General features: G+C 58.6%; 13 protein-coding genes. 4 read left to right on the top strand and 9 right to left on the bottom strand.

Annotated features, from left to right (window positions below; all coding sequences use genetic code 11):
- The first annotated feature begins 221 nt into the window (after positions 1-221).
- The 4 genes from ACOBR2_RS13690 (at position 222) to ACOBR2_RS13705 (ending at position 4,451) form a co-directional block, all read left to right on the top strand.
- The gene (locus tag ACOBR2_RS13690; protein ID WP_420236675.1) at positions 222-1,022 is read left to right on the top strand and encodes a redox-sensing transcriptional repressor Rex; all 801 of its coding nucleotides are present in this window, start codon (positions 222-224) and stop codon (positions 1,020-1,022) included.
- Positions 1,023-1,270: 248 nt separating this feature from the next.
- On the top strand, positions 1,271-1,528 hold the full coding sequence (locus tag ACOBR2_RS13695; RefSeq protein WP_420236676.1) for a (2Fe-2S) ferredoxin domain-containing protein: 258 nt from the start codon (positions 1,271-1,273) through the stop codon (positions 1,526-1,528).
- A gap of 2 nt (positions 1,529-1,530) precedes the next feature.
- Positions 1,531-3,267 carry a [Fe-Fe] hydrogenase large subunit C-terminal domain-containing protein gene (locus ACOBR2_RS13700; RefSeq protein WP_420236677.1) on the top strand — a complete coding sequence of 579 codons (1,737 nt, stop codon included), beginning with the start codon at positions 1,531-1,533 and terminating at the stop codon, positions 3,265-3,267.
- Positions 3,264-4,451 carry a SpoIIE family protein phosphatase gene (locus ACOBR2_RS13705; RefSeq protein WP_420236678.1) on the top strand — a complete coding sequence of 396 codons (1,188 nt, stop codon included), beginning with the start codon at positions 3,264-3,266 and terminating at the stop codon, positions 4,449-4,451. The genes ACOBR2_RS13700 and ACOBR2_RS13705 overlap by 4 nt, the downstream gene beginning before the upstream one ends.
- 108 nt (positions 4,452-4,559) lie before the next feature.
- On the opposite strand, the gene ACOBR2_RS13710 is transcribed toward ACOBR2_RS13705, so the two are convergent.
- The 9 genes from ACOBR2_RS13710 to ACOBR2_RS13750 all read right to left on the bottom strand — a co-directional run bounded on the left by ACOBR2_RS13710 (position 4,560) and on the right by ACOBR2_RS13750 (position 16,997).
- Positions 4,560-5,300, bottom strand: a complete 741-nt coding sequence (locus ACOBR2_RS13710) for a hypothetical protein (RefSeq protein ID WP_420236679.1) — start codon at positions 5,298-5,300, stop codon at positions 4,560-4,562.
- A 711-nt stretch (positions 5,301-6,011) separates the two neighbouring features.
- Positions 6,012-7,097 carry a nickel-dependent hydrogenase large subunit gene (locus ACOBR2_RS13715; RefSeq protein ID WP_420236680.1) on the bottom strand — a complete coding sequence of 362 codons (1,086 nt, stop codon included), beginning with the start codon at positions 7,095-7,097 and terminating at the stop codon, positions 6,012-6,014.
- Entirely contained in the window at positions 7,094-7,519 is a 426-nt protein-coding gene (locus ACOBR2_RS13720; RefSeq protein ID WP_420236681.1) for an NADH-quinone oxidoreductase subunit C, read from the bottom strand. The genes ACOBR2_RS13715 and ACOBR2_RS13720 overlap by 4 nt, the downstream gene beginning before the upstream one ends.
- Before the next feature lie 26 nt (positions 7,520-7,545).
- On the bottom strand, positions 7,546-8,010 hold the full coding sequence (locus ACOBR2_RS13725; protein WP_420236682.1) for a 4Fe-4S binding protein: 465 nt from the start codon (positions 8,008-8,010) through the stop codon (positions 7,546-7,548).
- The gene (locus ACOBR2_RS13730; protein ID WP_420236683.1) at positions 8,007-8,921 is read right to left on the bottom strand and encodes a respiratory chain complex I subunit 1 family protein; all 915 of its coding nucleotides are present in this window, start codon (positions 8,919-8,921) and stop codon (positions 8,007-8,009) included. Before ACOBR2_RS13730 ends, ACOBR2_RS13725 begins: the two co-directional genes overlap by 4 nt.
- The gene (locus tag ACOBR2_RS13735) at positions 8,918-9,382 is read right to left on the bottom strand and encodes an NADH-quinone oxidoreductase subunit B family protein (RefSeq protein WP_420236684.1); all 465 of its coding nucleotides are present in this window, start codon (positions 9,380-9,382) and stop codon (positions 8,918-8,920) included. Before ACOBR2_RS13735 ends, ACOBR2_RS13730 begins: the two co-directional genes overlap by 4 nt.
- Positions 9,382-12,426: a proton-conducting transporter membrane subunit gene (locus ACOBR2_RS13740; RefSeq protein WP_420236685.1), complete on the bottom strand. Its 3,045-nt coding sequence runs from the start codon at positions 12,424-12,426 to the stop codon at positions 9,382-9,384. Before ACOBR2_RS13740 ends, ACOBR2_RS13735 begins: the two co-directional genes overlap by 1 nt.
- A 448-nt stretch (positions 12,427-12,874) precedes the next feature.
- On the bottom strand, positions 12,875-15,634 hold the full coding sequence (gene adhE / locus ACOBR2_RS13745; protein WP_420236686.1) for a bifunctional acetaldehyde-CoA/alcohol dehydrogenase: 2,760 nt from the start codon (positions 15,632-15,634) through the stop codon (positions 12,875-12,877).
- 469 nt (positions 15,635-16,103) lie between these two features.
- On the bottom strand, positions 16,104-16,997 hold the full coding sequence (locus ACOBR2_RS13750) for a hypothetical protein (protein ID WP_420236687.1): 894 nt from the start codon (positions 16,995-16,997) through the stop codon (positions 16,104-16,106).
- Between the last annotated feature and the right edge of the window lie 306 nt (positions 16,998-17,303).

The following is a 17,303-nucleotide window of genomic DNA, read 5'->3' on the forward strand; positions in this document are numbered from 1 at the left end:
TAGAGTGCCCCCAAAGGCACGCAGGGAATCTGCCTCATGTGCTCAGCTGAGTCACGCGAAGCAGTTGGCCCCACCGCAGGTGGTCGCGCAAAGTCACAAGTAAGGATATGATCGGGGAATGTGTTCATGCCATTTCCCTTGCCTTTGGGCAGTCCGGGCTGTGCCCGGAGGGGGTGATGCATGTCACTGTGATTCATGAATGGGAGACATAGGATCGAGCAGTGGGTATCGATAGAAATTTATCGTATGGGTTAAGTGGAGCGCCGCGTCAGACGTCGTCCATCCCGCAGGCCAGCCTGCGGCGGCTGCCCCAGTACCACCACTACCTGATTGAGCTGGAGACCAAGGGGATTCTGCAAGTCTCCGCCAGCCTGATTGGGCGGGATTTGAATTGCGTGCCCGTGCAGGTGCGCAAGGATCTGCAGTACACCGGCATTGTGGGCAAACCCAAGACCGGCTACACCGTGCGTGAGCTGATTCAGGCCATTGAAACCTTTCTCGGCTGGAACAACGTCAACGAGGCTTTTCTGGTGGGCGTCGGCAATCTGGGCACGGCCCTGCTCGGGCACGAGCGCTTTTCCAAGTTCGGCCTGCGCATTGTGGCCGCCTTTGACCGCGATCCCTCCAAGGTCGGGCAAAAGATCTACGACAAATCCGTCTTCTCGCTCGACAAGCTTTGCGATCTTGCGCCACGCATGAGCATTCATCTGGGCATCATCACCACCCCGGCCGAGGCTGCACAGGAAGTGGCCGATCTGATGGTCGATGCCGGAATTCTGGCCATCTGGAACTTCAGCCCGGGCAGGCTGCGCGTGCCCGATCACATCTTTGTGCACAACGAGGACCTGTACGCATCGCTGGCCTCGCTGTCCTGGAAGCTGGCGCGACGGTTTCATGTTTCAGCGCAGGAGGACGATGCCGTCCCCACTGCCGAAGCCGCGCCCGAAGAGCAGGAGATCGCCGCCGAAGAACTGGCGCAGGACGATCTGGTGCTGGAGATGGAAACCGAGAGCCGCGACTAGCGACGCCCCCTGCAAGAACGCCGGGAAGCCTCCGCGCCCAGCTCCACTCCCGCATTGTCGTGTTCATCCTGGCCAGCGATTTGCTCCGGCACTGGAGGTTTCACGGCCGTGAACTGCGCACTTCCTCACTCGCTACAAAACCATGTCATTCCCTGCCCTGCCTGCGCTCTGCGTGGGCTTGGGCATAGCTGTGCGTCTGCCGCACGGCTTGCCCCGCTGCGTGACTTCCAAACAGATGAGGACAATCGATGATGGAAGCGGAAAACGATCCGGTGGAAGTGAAGATCTGCATGGGCAGCAGTTGCTTTGCCCGTGGCAACGCCGAACATCTGGCCCTGCTGAAGAAGCATGCGCTTTGCCAATGCGGAAAGTTGAAGCTGACCGGCTGCCTCTGTCAGGAGCATTGCAAGCAGGGACCAAACATGGCCATCGGCAACGAAGAACATCATGGCGTAAGTACCGCCGAGCTGCGCGACCTGCTGCAGCAGCTTGAAAGGAAGCAGTAGCCATGGGGCAACACGACACCGTCCATCGCGACGCAATCTATACCGAGCCGCGCGAGTGCCAGGACTGCCATAAGTGCATTCGCGAGTGCCCGGTGAAGGCCATCCGCGTGCAAGACACCGTGGCCCGCGTAGTGCCCGAGCAGTGCATCATGTGCGGCAACTGCGTGCTGGCCTGCCCGCGCAACGCCAAGCAGGTGCGCGATGATCTGCCTGCCGCACAGCAGTTGCTCACGAGTGGCCGCCGCGTGGTGGTTTCGCTAGCACCATCGTTCGTCAGCCAGTTCCCCGGCATACGGCCCGCACAGCTGATTCAGGCGCTCAAGCGGCTGGGCTTTTATGCCGTATCGGAGACGGCGCTGGGCGCGCAGCAGGTTTCAGCCAGCGTGCGTACGCTGATGAACTCCGAACCCAAGCAAGCGTGGATCAGCTCGGCCTGTCCGGTGGTGGTGGACTACATCAGCAAATACAAGCCGGATTGCCTGCCTCATCTTTCCGCGATTCTTTCGCCGCTGCTCAGCCATTGCAAGCTGCTGCGCGCGCACTTTGGCGAGGACGTGGCCATCGTCTTCATCGGCCCTTGCATTGCCAAAAAGAAAGAGGCCGAGCAGCATCCCGAGTTGCTTGACGTGGTGCTCACCTTCGAGGATCTGGAGCACTGGCTCAACGAGGAAGGCATTGCTCTCGATGCGCTTCTGACCACCGCCGCTGACTGCTTTGAGCCAGCCGCCGCGCAGGAGGGAGCACTCTATCCGATTGAGGGCGGCATGGGGCGCGGCATCGTTGGATTGAGCAAGGATGCGGATGCACGCTTCATGTCCTTCTCCGGGCTGGCCAACATTGAACAGGCGATTGCCGGCATCGATGCGTGGAAGCTCGACGAGAGTCTTTTTCTGGAGATGACGGCCTGCGCGGGCTCCTGCGTGAATGGGCCTAAGGCGCGGCGCAATGCTTCGGTGGCACAGCGTCGCTATAACATCGTGAGTTATGCAAGCACGGCGGAAAATCCTGAAGAAGCAAGCGTGCGCACCACGCAGACTTATGCTCCGCGCCCCATCACGCAGGACGAGTACACCGAGATGCAGCTGAAGGAGGCTCTGCGCACGGTTGGCAAATACACCAGCGAGGACGAGCTGAATTGCGGCGGCTGCGGCTACGACTCCTGCCGCGAGTTTGCCCACGCGCTGATGGCCGCCAAGGCCGAGCGCATGATGTGCGCCACCTATACCCGCAAGCTGGCGCAGAAGAAAGCCAATGCCCTGCTGCAACGCATGCCTTCGGCCGTAGTGATTGTGAATGACCAGCTGAAGATTATCGAGTGCAATGCGAATTTTCTACGCCTCTTTGCCGAGGATGTAGAGTCACCCGCGCAGCTTGAGGGCATGGCACTCACCGGACTGATTCCGAGCGTGAGCCTCTTCCGCCGCGTGCTGGAATCGGGCGAAGACATTGTGGGCCACGATGTGCGCTTTGAGCGCAGCATTCTGAATGCCAGCATCTTCACCATCGAGCCGCATTCGGTGGTGGGCGGCATCTTTCAGGACATTACCGAGCCCGCATTCCAGAAGGAACAGATCATCGAACGGGCCCGTGAAGTGATCCAGAAAAATCTGAAGACCGTGCAGCAGATCGCTTATCTGCTGGGCGAGAATGCTGCCGACTCCGAGATCATTCTGAATTCCATTGTGAAGTCCTTCAGCCCCGAGGACGCCGACGAGGATGCGCCGGGAGGACAGCATTGAGCGCCTTGCCGGAGAGCTTCATTGAAGTGGACAATTGGCAGCGCGCCAAGAGCGGGCAACTGATTTCGGGCGACGTCTTCCTCTCGGAAAACGTGAAGGAAGAAGGCCGCATCGTCTCCGTGCTCACCGATGGACTGGGCAGCGGCGTAAAGGCCAGCGTGCTAGCCACCATGACCGCGACCATGGCGCTGAAGTTTGCCGCCAGCCCGATGGAGTTTGAAGTCTCCGCCGAAACCATCATGGACACACTGCCGATCTGCAGCGTGCGGCAGGTGAGTTACTCGACCTTCACGCTGGTGGACGTGGCCAGCACCGGCGAAGTGCGCATCATGGAGCACGGCAATCCGCCGTTTCTACTGGTGCGGCCCTCCGGCGATCTGTTGGTGGAGAAAACCGAGTTCCGCCCCAAGCGCTGGCAGGATCGCGTGATCAGCTTCTCCAACTTCACCGCGCAACTGGAAGACCGCATCGTCTTCTTCTCCGATGGAATTACGCAGGCCGGCATGGGCAACCGCAACACGCCGCTCGGCTGGGGTCTGGAAAACGTGGAGACGTTTGTGCACGAGCAGATCCACAAGGACAGCTACATTTCAGCGCGTGAACTGGCGCGGCGTCTGGTGGCGCGGGCCGAAGAAATCGACGGCCGCAGCGCCAAGGACGACATTACCTGCGGCGTGGTCTACTTCCGCAGTCCGCGCACGCTGCTGGTGCTCACCGGAGCGCCCTTCAACTTCCATCACGATCGCGATCTGGCCCGGCTTGCCACCACCACACGTGGACGTAAAGTGATCTGCGGAGGAACCACGGCCAACATCCTCGCCCGCGAACTCGACCGCGAGGTCAAGATGGACATTGGCCAGCCGCTCGACGCAAAAATCCCTCCCACCGCGCGCATGGAAGGCTTTGACCTGGTCACGGAAGGCACGCTCACCCTCGGCGAAGTGCTGCGCCTGCTGGAAGAAGGCACCATGCCTGAAGAGTTGCAGCCGAATGCCGCTGTGCGGCTCACGAAGATGCTTGTGGATAGCGACATCGTGAACTTTTCCGTAGGCACACGCATCAACGAAGCCCATCAGGACCCGAATATTCCGGTGGAACTGGGACTGCGTCGCACCATCGTCAAACGCATCGCCAGCCTGCTTGAAAAGAAGTATTTGAAGAAGACTTCGGTGCAGTATTTGTGATGAGCGGGGTTAGAATCCGCTTCAAATCCGGGTGCCCCACCCTCGCCACGCCTTTGTTTTTGTGGCTAGGGTAGGAAAGCACTAACTTCATCAATCCAAGAACTAAAACTACTTCGAAGATTCCCTCGTTTTTTCGATGTATTTCTGCCGACATGCAGGCAATGGATCTGCATCTCCCGCTGCTGGGTCAGAAGGTGTGAGAAGCGCGGCCAGTGCAAGGACTCCATCGACCTTGCCGTAGGGCGCAAGGGAGGGTTCCAGGTAAATGCCGCGCGGCCTAGCCAGATTCTTATCGGCGACGTTGGCGTTTTTCGTGGACCCGCAAAGACCATTCGTCGTAACCCATGAATCGCCCCCACGGTCGGTCACTTCCAGGCTCACCCGTTGCTCGGCAGGAATGTACATTGCGGCAACATCATAGCCAAACATGCGATTTTGCATGGCATGAATGTTCCCCACAAGAATCAGAACAAGGCGATCCGGTTCGGCTTGACCAATGGAAAGCAGCGTACGACCTAGCGAAGCATCTCGCGCACCGGGACCGGATTCACTGGTTGGAGCATCGAATGCAGCGATCTTCAAAGAGGGTTGCTGCACATGTAATTCACGCAAAGCCAGCAAGAGGCGGAGCATTGCCTTGCTGGCGCGGCCATCCACTCCGGTCTGCCAGCCAGGTTGCTGCAACAAACTCTTCTTCGCGGCTTCCAAATCTTTGCCTTCCAGAATCGAGCCAAGCGATTCCTGTTCACTGGATGGTCGTTCGAGCGCGACAGTAACCTTTCGCCCATGCGCCAGAGCATCGCAAACCAGATCGTAAAAAGCGACCGAGGTCTCGTTGCTGCCATGCATTTCGCCTACAAAAAGCCAATGAAGATTAGGGCGTGCCCAGAGCTGTTCTGCTCCTGGAATTGGTTTGCAAGGTTGTGCGAACGCATGCAGGTCAGCGACAAGGCAGAAGAGAGCAACACAGTTGAGCAGACGCATGCAGAGACTCCTTGGATGAAGAACAACGGTAGAGTTCTTCCACTCTGACGCAATCCCTTGCTGATCCGTGAGCAATGTTTTCCTGAAGGACATAGAGTTCATTCCTCATCTCCTGTTCCTTGCCTATATCCTTGCAGACCGCAGCCATTGTGCCTTCTCAGGTCCCAAAATCGGGACCTGGGGCACTTGGCAAGTCAGCAGTATCGACTACGCAGGACATTCACGTCCGGAGGGGGCGGGGGCATTCATGCCCCCGAATGAGGCCAGCCGGAAAACGCGCCTTCAGGCGCGGGTATTGATCGCTGCTCACAAAAGGCCCGCGGCTAGAGCATTTTCAGAATACACGTAGACTTTTTAAAGGGCTTGCAAGGTGCCTTTTTCTTGAGGAAAAAGGCACTTAACATCCTGCTTTCGGTCTACAGCAATTCCGAAAATGCTATAAAGCCTGCGTATTTTGCCATGTATTCAGGGACATAAATGCCCCTGCTCCCTCCCGGAATAACAAGAACCACAACACAAAAGAGAAAACGCCCGAAGACTTGCGTCTTCGGGCGTTTTGCTTGTTTTGCGCTGGACTTAGCGGTCCGTGCAGGAATAGCAGGGATCGCAAGAAGCCTGGATCAGCGGTGAATCGGCCAGTTCCTGACCGAGCACGGCCAGACGCACCGTGGCCATGTTCATGAAGGTAGGCGTGCGGACGCGGACGCGGGTCGGAATGTCGGTTCCATTCGCGGTGATCTGATAGAGCACCTCGCCACGCGGTGCTTCCACACGGCTGACGCCGGTTCCCTCGGGCACCTTGAACTTGCCCGCAACGGGCTTGGTCTGGATGGGGCCTTCGGGCAGCGTGGTCAGAGCCTGACGCAGGATGTTACAGCTCTCGATCATCTCAAGGGCGTGAACGATCAGGCGGGCACGCACATCGCCAGCTTCCTCCACCGGAACCTGAAACTGGAAGCGGTCGTAGGCAGCGTAGGAAGCGGCCTTGCGAATGTCCTGACCAATGCCAGAGGCACGGGCCTGCGGACCGACTGCGCCCATGGCGTAAGCCTGTTCCTTGGTAAGAATGCCAACACCCTTGCAGCGCGCTGCCACGGTACGGTCTTCCACAAAGATCGGGATGATGTACTCGCGGATGCTGTGCTCAAGGTCACCGAGGATGGCGAGAATGGCATCAGCGTTTTCAATGTCGCGATTGACGCCGCCGATGCGGTTCATGCCGTAGTTGACGCGGTTGCCGCTGATGGCCGACAGAGCATCCATGACCTTTTCACGCATGGTGAAGCAGGCCATGAAGATGGTCTTGAAGCCGATCAGCTTGGCGGCCACGCCGGCCCACAGAAAGTGCGAGTGCAGGCGCTCCAGTTCGCACAGAACGGTGCGAATGTAGAGAGCGCGCTCGGGCACTTCCAGGTCCATGATCTTTTCGGTGGCCTGGCAAAAGCTCATGGCGTGCACGTTCGAGCAGATGCCGCAAACGCGCTCCACCAGCGTGATGCCCTGCAGGTAGTTGCGACGCTCGGCCAGATACTCGATGCCACGGAAGTTGAATCCGATGGTCATCTGAGCATCAAGGACGGTTTCGCCCTCGCAGGTCAGATCGAGCTTGTAGGGCTCTTCCAGTGCGGGGTGGTAGGGGCCGATGGGAATCTTATAGCTCATTCCGTCACCTCCTTCGGCAGAAGCACGCCGGGCTGGTCGCCCTTGCGCAGCATGAGGGGCTCAAGGCTCGCGCGGCCGGTGAATTCAACGGCGAAGTATTCGTAGTTTTCGCGCTCGGCCCAATCCGCTCCGGGAACCAGATCGACAATGGATTCGAGCTTGTTCTCGGGGCGGAGCACCTTGAAGCTGAGCAGCTGGCCGTTCAGATCCCACTGGTAGTCCAGGCGGACTTTGCCTTCGGCCTGCGGCGTGGATGTGATGGCCACAAAGCGGGCCTGCAGTTCGATGAGCCGGGCGGTGGTAGAGCGCAGGTTGAAGTTTTCCGGGGTGGTAAGCCACCAGGAACCCTTCTCCCAGCTCCAGCCTTCGCCCAGGCCGAGCGTCTGGAAGTTCTGTGCAAGATCAACAGTCGTTGTTGCCATGGAAGATCCTTTGTGTATCAGTGCGCTTAAACAGCCGGGGATGGAACGGCAACGGCAGCTTCGGCAGGCGTGGCCTCCGTTGCAGCCGGTGCGGCAGAAGGAGCAGCAGGCGCGGCGGCGGCAGGAGCCGGACGCGGCGCGGGCTTCTTCTTCTCCATCTCGTAGGTGACCTTGAGCTCGCCCATCGTAGCGTAGAGCGGCGGCAGCTTGGATTCGATGCTCAGAGTTCCAGGCTTGCAACGCTCGATGCAGCGGGCGCAGAAGGTGCACTTGCCGGGATCGTAGCTCCAGCTGTAGGTGTTGGCCTCACGCTTGACTTCGATTGCGCCGGTCGGGCAGATGTAGGCGCAGGCCGCGCAACCAATGCAGCGGGTCTCATCGTTGTGAATGAGGCCGCGATACTCACTGCTGGTGCACTCATGCTTGTGAGGCAGCTCATAGGATGCAGTGCCAGCCCGCAAATTCTGGAGGATCAGACGAAGGATGTTCATAGGTGGAACCTCATCGCCGCAGCCGAACCCAGAGCGAGCACGGCCAGGACTGCGGCCCAACGCCAGTAGAAGTTAATGGAGCGCTGCAGGGTGAGACGCGCCGTGGCACCAGCCACAACCGAGAGCACCAGAACTTGCACAAGGCAGCAGAGGAAGAAGGCCGGAGCGTAGATCCACCAGACGAGCGAAGGAGGAAGCACCAGCACGCTGACCAGACCGGTAAGCGTCAGCCATTCCAGGGCGTGCGCCAGTTCCCACATGCCGAGGGCTGCACCAGCATACTCCGTGAGCGGACCGGCATAGATCTCCTGCTCAGCCGCAGAGGTCGAGAAGGGATTGAGCCGCAGCTTGGCGGGAATGGTCAGAAAGATGGCCAGCACACCGATCCAGTGGCCCGGATTCAGCGAGGGACCAGCCAGCTCGGTCAGGTGGAAGCTGTGCGCCGTCATGGCAATGGTGACGATGCCCAGCAGCAGCACAACGTTGTTGGCCACGCTCAGAATCGCTTCGCGGATGGCGCCGATCTCTCCATAGATGGAGCCGGAGGTGAAGCCAGCCAGGATGAAGCAGATCGACGGCAGCTCCAGCAGGGCAACCATCAGCACAAAGTCGCCAGAGAAGCCGCTGGTGGGATTCTGACAAACCGGCAGCAGAGCCAGAGCGCCAATCAGCGCAATGACGCTGACGGCCGGATAGAGGCGCAGCAGCGTGCCTTCCAGCCCATCGCGGGCAGGCGTACGCTTGCCGCAGAGCTTGACGAAGTCCCAAAAGGGCTGCAGCATAGGCGGACCAATGCGACGCTGCATGCGCGCCACGGCCTTGTGCTCAGCCCAGACAAAGAACCATCCGGCCGGCACGGCAAACAGCAGTCCGGGAAAGAGGAAGAGGCGAATCAAACCAGCAAAGTTCATACGGTCTCCTTTGCCTCTTCGCGGACGCCACGGTCGGCAAGAATCTGAGCGGCCTTGAGGATGCCGTCGATGATCGCGTCCGGATGCGGAGGGCAACCGGGCACATAGACGTCCACAGGAATGTGCTTGGACAGCGGACCCTCGATCACCGGGCTGCCGGCAAAGACGTTGCAGCTGGCGCCGCAAGAGCCGATGGCCACCACGGCCTTGGGCTCGCAAACCTGCGCGTACGCGGCCTTGACCGCGCTCAGCGTGTTGCGAGTGACCGGGCCGCTGATACAAAGAATATCGGCGTGACGGGGGCTGCCCTCCAGGTGAACGCCCACCTGCTCCACGTCGAAACGCGGAGACAGGCAAGTGATCAGCTCAATGTCGCAACCGTTGCAGCTTCCACTGTTGATGTGGAAGATGCGCGGGCTCTTCAGGCGGGCTTTGTGCATCAACGATTGAAGAATGCTCATTACAGACCTCCAGCGAGCGCAAGCAGGGCGTTCGGGAAGACGCCGCCCAGAATCAGCACGGCAATCAGCACGACGATGACCAGGCGAACCGCCCAGGATTCATGCGCAGGGTTAGCCACCACCGGCTCGGTTTCAGTGGGTCCCCACCAGAACCGGGTCAAGCAGAGTACATAGGCTATCAGCGCAAGCATCGATGAAAAAATAAACCCGGCAAGGAGACAATGGTCTGTGTTGGCAGCAGAGAGGTAAAGCCTCCAGCGGCCTGCAAAACCCACCATTGGTGGCACCCCGAGCATTGCCAGCATACCGGCCAGGAAGCCAGCTGCACTTACCGGGTAGCGCGAAGCCAAGCCTCGAACCTCTTCGCGCAAGTTTCCATCGGCCTCGGGAGCACTGATGGAAACAAAAAGCAGGGTCTTTGCGATGGCATGGGCGGCAGCACCAAGAAGCGCACCCTGCAGGCCGATTTCATTGGCCGTCAGGACGCCCAGCAGCAGGAAGCCCATGTCTTCGATCGTGGAAAATGCCAGAAGCCGCTTCATGTTGCGCTGCGTCAGCATCAGCAACGCGCCCAACAGGGAGCTGGCCAGCGCCAGACCGATCCAGAGACCGGCAGGCTGCAGCATGGCGGGACGCTCCAGCGCGGCCTGATAGAACTCGCCAAAGGCGACCATATCGACCACGGCGATGATAAGACCCATCACCAGCGCAGGAACTTCTTCCGCCACAGCCGGCAACCAGAGCAGCGCCGGAACGATGGCCAGCTTGAGCACGAAGCCCGCCAGCAACAACGCCACGGCCCAGCCGGACTGCGACTGCGCAAGCGCCAGTTCACCACCGCAGATTCCCACGGCAGAAAGCAGCACCACGCTCAGGTAGATTCCAGCAGCACGCTTGCTTGCCACGCGCCAGATCAGCAACAGGGCCAGCACGCTCGAAAGCTCGAGCAGGCCGGTGCGCTGCATGGGCACCTTGACCAGCGCGGCAGCCACAGCGGCAATACCGCTGAGAGCTGCCAGCGGAAACTGCTTGCGGAAGGACTTCTGCGCCAGAATGGCCACCAGCAAAGCCACCAAAGCCAGACCGCAGGCAGCGGCCAGCAACAGCGGCAGGCTGGAAGCGGCAGTCTCATGGACCACAGCGGCAGCGCCCGGAACCACGGCGGCGAGTCCGGCAGCCAGTGCCACGAAGGCCACCACTGCATAGACTGCGGCATAGCTCTCGATTGCAGAGGCGATCTTGCCTACACAGCCGGAAATGCCTTCCAGCACCGACCAGACGCCGAGGTAGACCTTGTCCACTTCCGTAATCCGGTAAATGGGAGCCCAGGCCTTCTTGAGGATCAGGCTGAAGTCGGAGGCCGGCATATGTCCGTTGCCTGCCAGCGGCTCACCGCCGGTGAAAGCGGCTACGACACCACCCACTTCAAGGGTCATTCCGCCAGCAGCGGCGGCCGTCACGCGGGCGCGGCTCATGCCGGCCATCACGTAAATGATCAGACCCACTACAGCCGAAGCCACAGCCAGAATCAGGCCGGTGGAAGTCCACCAGGAACCTGCGGCCGGCGTCAGACCGAACCAGCTGACCTGAACCGGGCTCATGCCAAAGAGCGGCAGAATCGGATTCAGAACATAGTTGACGGCCAGCTGCGGAGCCAGACCCATCACGATGCTGCCCGCGGCAAAGAAGCGCAGCGACCAGACCATGGTGGCCGGCGACTCGTGCGCATGCTCACTCTTGGGCGAAGCCGGACCAAGGAAGACAGCCGAAGTTGCCTTGACGCAACTAAAGACCGTGCCAATAGAAACCACCCAGGCCAGCAGAGCCGGCACAACCTGCCCCGCCTGCAGAGCTGCGGTATACAGCAGCCACTTGCTGGCAAAGCCGCTCATGAAGGGCACGCCCATCATGGAGCCAACGCTGATCAGCCAGGTAATGGTAGTGTGCGGCATACGCCGGGCAAGTCCGCCCAGCTCGTTCATGTCGCGGGTATCAGTGGCATGCTGAACCGAACCGGCCGCCAGAAAGAGTCCGCCCTTGAAGAGCGAGTGATTCAGGCAGTGCAGCAGTCCGGCAACAATGCCGAGCGGCGTGCCCAATCCAATACCGGTAATAATGTAGCCAATCTGGCTGACGGTATGGAAGGCAAGCATCCGCTTCAGGTCATGCTGGATCATGGCGTAAACCACGCCCACCACCATGGTGACCGTACCCAGCCACATCATGACCATGCACCAGCTAGCCGGCCAGGGGCCGAAGGAGTGCATACGGGCAGCCAGATACACACCGGCCTTGACGTAGCAGGCGGCATGCAGCAGGGCGCTGACCGGAGTCGGCGCGTTCATTGCTTCGGGAATCCAGGTGTGCAGCGGGAACTGAACGCTCTTGGCCAGCAACGCTACCAGCATCAGCGTATAAACGCCGCCGGTAAAGGCGTGCGACACGGCCGGATCGGTCCAAAGGGCGCTGCCGGTGCGGCTATAGATCGTCAGAATGGCTGCCAGCAGGCCGTAACCGGCCAGATGGGTCATCAGCAGCACTTTACGTGCGCCTGCCACCGACTGGGGCTTGTCATACCAGAAGCCAACCAGCGAGAACGAGCACAGGCCCATCATCTCCCAGCACAGGTACAACGGGAACAAGTTGGCGCTATAAACCAGACCCACCATGCCGAAGATAAAGGTAAGCATGAATGCGTAAAAGCGGGTCGCGCTCTTGTCGTGCGCCATGTAGCCGATGGAGTACAGCAGCACGGCCGATCCCAGCACGGTTCCCATGGCGGCGAACATCAGGCTGAGGTTATCGACGTGGAAGACCAGGGTCAGAGGGCCATCCCACGAGGTGGAAACCCAATCGATCGGACCATGGGCACGGACCTGCAGGAAGGCAAGAACCACAGCAACGAGGCTGGGAAGGCTAAAAAGGAATGCCAGAACACCCTTCGCGGTTGAAGAAAGGAGTTGGGAAACCAGAAGTTGAACCGCAATGCCTGCCACCAGAGGTAGAAAGGCCCACAAAATCAGGGATTGGGAAGAGACGCTCATCGCCCGCCTCGCATGGATAACCTTCTTCGAATGCCGCAAGTTCGCGGCAGAATGAGTTGCCACAAGCTGCATGATGTTATTCACGCAACCATACAGATTATAGAGGAAATCTTCCTCATTTTGGGACCGCGTCTTACCTTATAAGACGCGAAAATGGTCTGACCACGCTTCCAAACAGCGAAGTTCTTTAATTCTTTCCAGTTGCATTTTCATTATTTGAGATTGATTTTCCCCAGGGAGGATCTGGGGATGCCTCATGGCCTGCCGACCGGAAGAACAGGGAATTTCACTGCTGTTTCGGTCCCAGGCAAAGCAGAAGGAAGGCCAGCCAGCCACCCCTGCTCCACCTGGAACCATCTTCTTGCAAAATCAGATCTTGTTAGAACTTACATGCCGTCTGGTGCGCCGCCCTTCGTCACAAGGGCGGCGTCCGTTTCCAGCCTGTGTTCTACTTCGACTCTGCTTTTGCTGTTACGCCGCTCGTTTCCAGCACCTTGACTTCCACCTTGGCCGTCACCTTGTTCTTCACAACGGCTTTGGCAGCAGTCTGCTGGTTGCGTTCGGCGAGCTCGACAAAGGGCCGTCCATAATAGCTGTCTTCAAGGATGGCCCGGAACTCGGCAATTAGGGGGTAGCGAGGGTTGGCGCCGGTGCACTGGTCGTCAAAAGCATCCACGGCCAGGGCATCGAGCTTGGCGAAGAACTCAGTCTCGTCCACGCCGGCTTCCTTGATGCTGGCCGGAATGTCGAGCTGCTTTTTCATGCCATCCACCCAGGCGATCAGGTTCTCGACCTTTTCGTCGCTGTTTTTGCCACCCAGTCCAAGAGAATCAGCAACTTCGGCATAGCGGCACTTGGCCTTGGGGCGATCGTACTGGCTGAAAGCCGCCTGCTTGGTCGGATTATCGTTGGCGTTGTAGCGGATCACGTTGCTGATCAGCAACGCGTTGGCAATGCCGTGGGGCAGATGGAAGGCCGCGCCCAGCTTGTGTGCCATGGAGTGGCAAGCGCCCAGGAAGGCGTTGGCAAAGGCCACGCCGGCCAAAGTTGCGCCGTAGTGTACCTTCTCGCGGGCCTTCGGATCCGATGCGCCGTTCTTGTAGCTGCTGGGCAGATACATCTGCAGCAGCTTGAGGGCCTGCAGAGCCTGACCGTCGCTGAACTCATTGGCCATGATGGAGACATAAGCCTCCAGCGCATGCGTTACGGCGTCGATTCCGCCTGCCGCCGTCAGACTCTTGGGCAGATTCATCACCAGATTGGCATCAATAATGGCCATGTTCGGCGTCAGCTCATAGTCGGCAATGGGGTACTTCTTGCCCGTGGCGTCGTCGGTAACCACAGCAAACGGAGTCACTTCAGAGCCCGTGCCGCTGGTGGTCGGTATGGCGATCATCTTGGCCTTGATGCCCATTTTCGGGAACTTGTAGATGCGCTTGCGGATGTCCATAAAGCGCAGAGCCAGATCCTCGAAGTCCACTTCCGGGTGCTCGTACATGACCCAGGCAATCTTGGCCGCGTCCATCGGGCTGCCACCGCCAAGCGCCAGAATCACATCCGGCTGGAAGGCGTTCATGACATCCACGCACTTGCGCACCGTGCTCAGGTTGGGGTCGGCCTGCACCTGATAGAAGGATTCGACCTCCATACCAATCTTCTTCAGCTGCTCGATCAGGTCATCGGCCATGCCGGACTTGAACAGGAAGCCGTCCGTGACGATCAGTGCGCGCTTCTTTCCGATGATCTCCTTGAGCGCCTCGGGAATGCAGCCGCGGCGGAAGAAGATCTGGCTGGGCAAACGGTGCCAGAGCATATTTTCGGCCCTCTTGGCGATGATTTTCTTGTTCAGCAGATGCTTCGGTCCCACGTTCTCACTGATGGAGTTACCACCCCAGCTACCGCAGCCGAGCGTCAGGCTGGGCGACAGGCTGAAGTTGTACAGATCGCCGATGCCACCGTGCGAGCTGGGCGTATTCACCAGAATGCGGGCCGTCTTCATCTTGTCGCCAAAATATGCGATGCGCTCCTTCTGGCTGTCCTGGTCGGTGTAGAGCACACTGGTATGACCAATGCCGCCCAACGCCACCAGTTTGGCAGCGATTTCAACGCCGTCCTTGAAGTCCTTGGCGCGATAGAGCGCGAGGATGGTGGAGAGCTTTTCGTGCGCAAAAGGCTCGTCCATCTCTGCCCTGGTCACTTCGCCGATGAGCACCTTGGTGGTGGGAGGAACCGTGATGCCGGCAATTTCGGCAATCTTGGTGGCCGACTGGCCAACGATCTTGGCGTTCACGCTGCCATTCACCAGAATGATCGCGCGCACCGCATCCAGTTCCTTGCCCTTCAGGATGTAGCCGCCATGGCGGTCAAAACGGTCACGAATGGACTCGTAGATGGCATCAACGGCAATCACCGCCTGCTCACTAGCGCAGATCACGCCGTTATCAAAGGTCTTGGACATCAGAATCGAGGCGATTGCGCGCTTCTGGTCGGCCGTCTCATCGATGAGCACCGGTACATTGCCAGCACCTACGCCAATGGCTGGCGTGCCGCTGGAGTAGGCCGCATGCACCATGCCCGGTCCACCGGTGGCCAGAATCAGCTTGATGTCAGCGTGCTTCATCAACTGGTTGCTGAGCTCGACCGTGGGCTCGCTGATCCAGCCAATAATGTCTTCCGGAGCGCCGGCGCGTACAGCGGCTTCCAGCACTACGCGGGCTGCGGCAGCGGTGGACTTGCGGGCGCGGGGATGGGGGCTGATGATGATGCCGTTGCGCGTCTTCAGGCAGCAGAGCGTCTTGAAAATGGCCGTCGAGGTCGGATTGGTGGTGGGAATGATGCCGCAGATGATGCCCATCGGCTCAGCCATGGTGATAGTGCCGGCTTCGTCGTCCTGAGAGATCACACCGCAGGTCTTCTCGTCCTTGTATTTGTTGTAGATATACTCGCTGGCGAAGTGGTTTTTGATCACCTTGTCTTCCACCACGCCCATGCCCGTTTCCTTCACGGCGAATTCGGCCAGAGGGATGCGGGCGTCGGATGCTGCCAGAGCGGCCGCGCGGAAGATGGTGTCTACCTGCTTCTGCGAGTAGGTGGCAAACTTCTGCTGAGCGGCTTTGACGCGGGCGACCAAAGCTTCCAATTCCTCGGTCGTAGCCACACGGTTCTTCTGTTCCTCGTTCATTGCCAGTAGCGCTTCGAGATTCGTCATGGTAATTCGCTCCTCATAGGCTTGTCGGGAGGTTCTACCCTCCTCCGGAGAGGTTCGGCCCCGGAGGTGTTTCCCTCATCTTTGTTTGTTATCGGCGAAAAACGCGCTATCCGATAAGGTTTTATCGATAAGCCTGGATCGAGTGTAGGAAATGCTGATTTTTCCCACAGTGACCGCCGTCACGAACTCATACCAGCTCATAAAATATAAGCCATATCATGAGACGATCCACGCATGTTAGTTTATTTTCAATAGCTTATAGAACGATATTGATTCGATAAAAAATGATCGAAAAAACTCAGTCGTCCAGCATTGTGGGACTTCACCCCTTCTGGCCTTACATTTTCAAGGTGATTTCTACCCTTGATTTCGGCAGAAAAGGACAAAAAGTTTAAAAAAGAGTCTGTGAATACGACAAAAAGCCCGGCGTCTGAGCGCCGGGCTTGGGCAGTTTTACAGAAAAACGGACTCAGGCAATCGCCTGGAAGGGTGCGGCGCTAAAGTCGAAGCCCGTGCGAGGCAGAGCAAGTGTCTGCATGCATTCGTAGGACTGATCCATGGCCTGACGACGTGCCTGCCCTGCGAAATAAAGCACCTTCTCCAGGATCGATTCCATCTTCCGGACATCGGCCAGCTGCTCCAGGCAGTTGGCAAAGTTGGCCAACGCCTCCGGGCTCTGCCACTCTTCAGGAAGGTTGAGAACCTTCTTCCAGAGGCTATTGGAGTCCATTTCATTCGCTTGACGAAGTATCTTGGCCCGCATGGTCCCGGAAATCTCCGGATAAATGCGTTTGTCCAGGTAGGCGGAGGCCAGCATATGGGGGGTAACACTGCCACTCGCTCCACGAAACATGTTGCCATGATCGACAAAAAGGGCCTTCAGGTGGCCGCTCGCCTCGCGCAGGAACAATGCCTGACGGTTGTCGGTATGGCCAGCGGCCACATCCAGCATCCAGGCCTGCAGAAAGACCTCAACATTGCGGACGCGTTTGAAGCTGGAACGGGGCAGGATTTCCAGAAGGTCCTGGTCATTTCCGCCCATGTATCTAGATCCAAAGCACATACCCTGCTCATGCGCAATTCCGCAGAGGGCAATATTTTCCCGCATGAAGTTGCGGTTGGATTCCAGAAACTCGTCTGTCAGCAGCAACTGCTTCCACTTGGGCACCGGCAGGCGCATGGATTTGAACAATTCATTGCCGGCAGCCTCATTAAAGAGAAGGTTCCTTCCCTGCGGATTGGCGAGGAACTTGACGACATAAAGTTGATCATCGCTGGCGCGGGCGAGGATGGGCTGAGAGCCACCCCGCAGCCGGCGTAGATAGTTTGTTACGCGAACTTGATCCTTCGACGAACCCCGCATGGCCTTCCCCAAAACCAGAAAATATCAGCGACAGCAAAACAACAACGAATCGGATACACCGGAAAAACGAACCCCAACCTTCAGGATCCTCTCTACGGAGGACTGGAGTTGCCACAAAATCTTCCAATGTTGAAGTTTGGAAGGGCACCGTTGGGAGGTAATTTCCACCGGATTTTGCACAACTTATCCACAAAAAACGTATCGTTTAGGGACAGTTTGTGTCAAGTCAGGAAACGAAGTCCCCCTACCCTGGTAACCAGTCGAACCAGACCTTAACGTGACCGTCATCACATTACCAAAAATTGG

The organism is Telmatobacter bradus (assembly GCF_048629425.1).
Taxonomy (GTDB): Bacteria; Acidobacteriota; Terriglobia; order Terriglobales; family Acidobacteriaceae; genus Telmatobacter; species Telmatobacter bradus.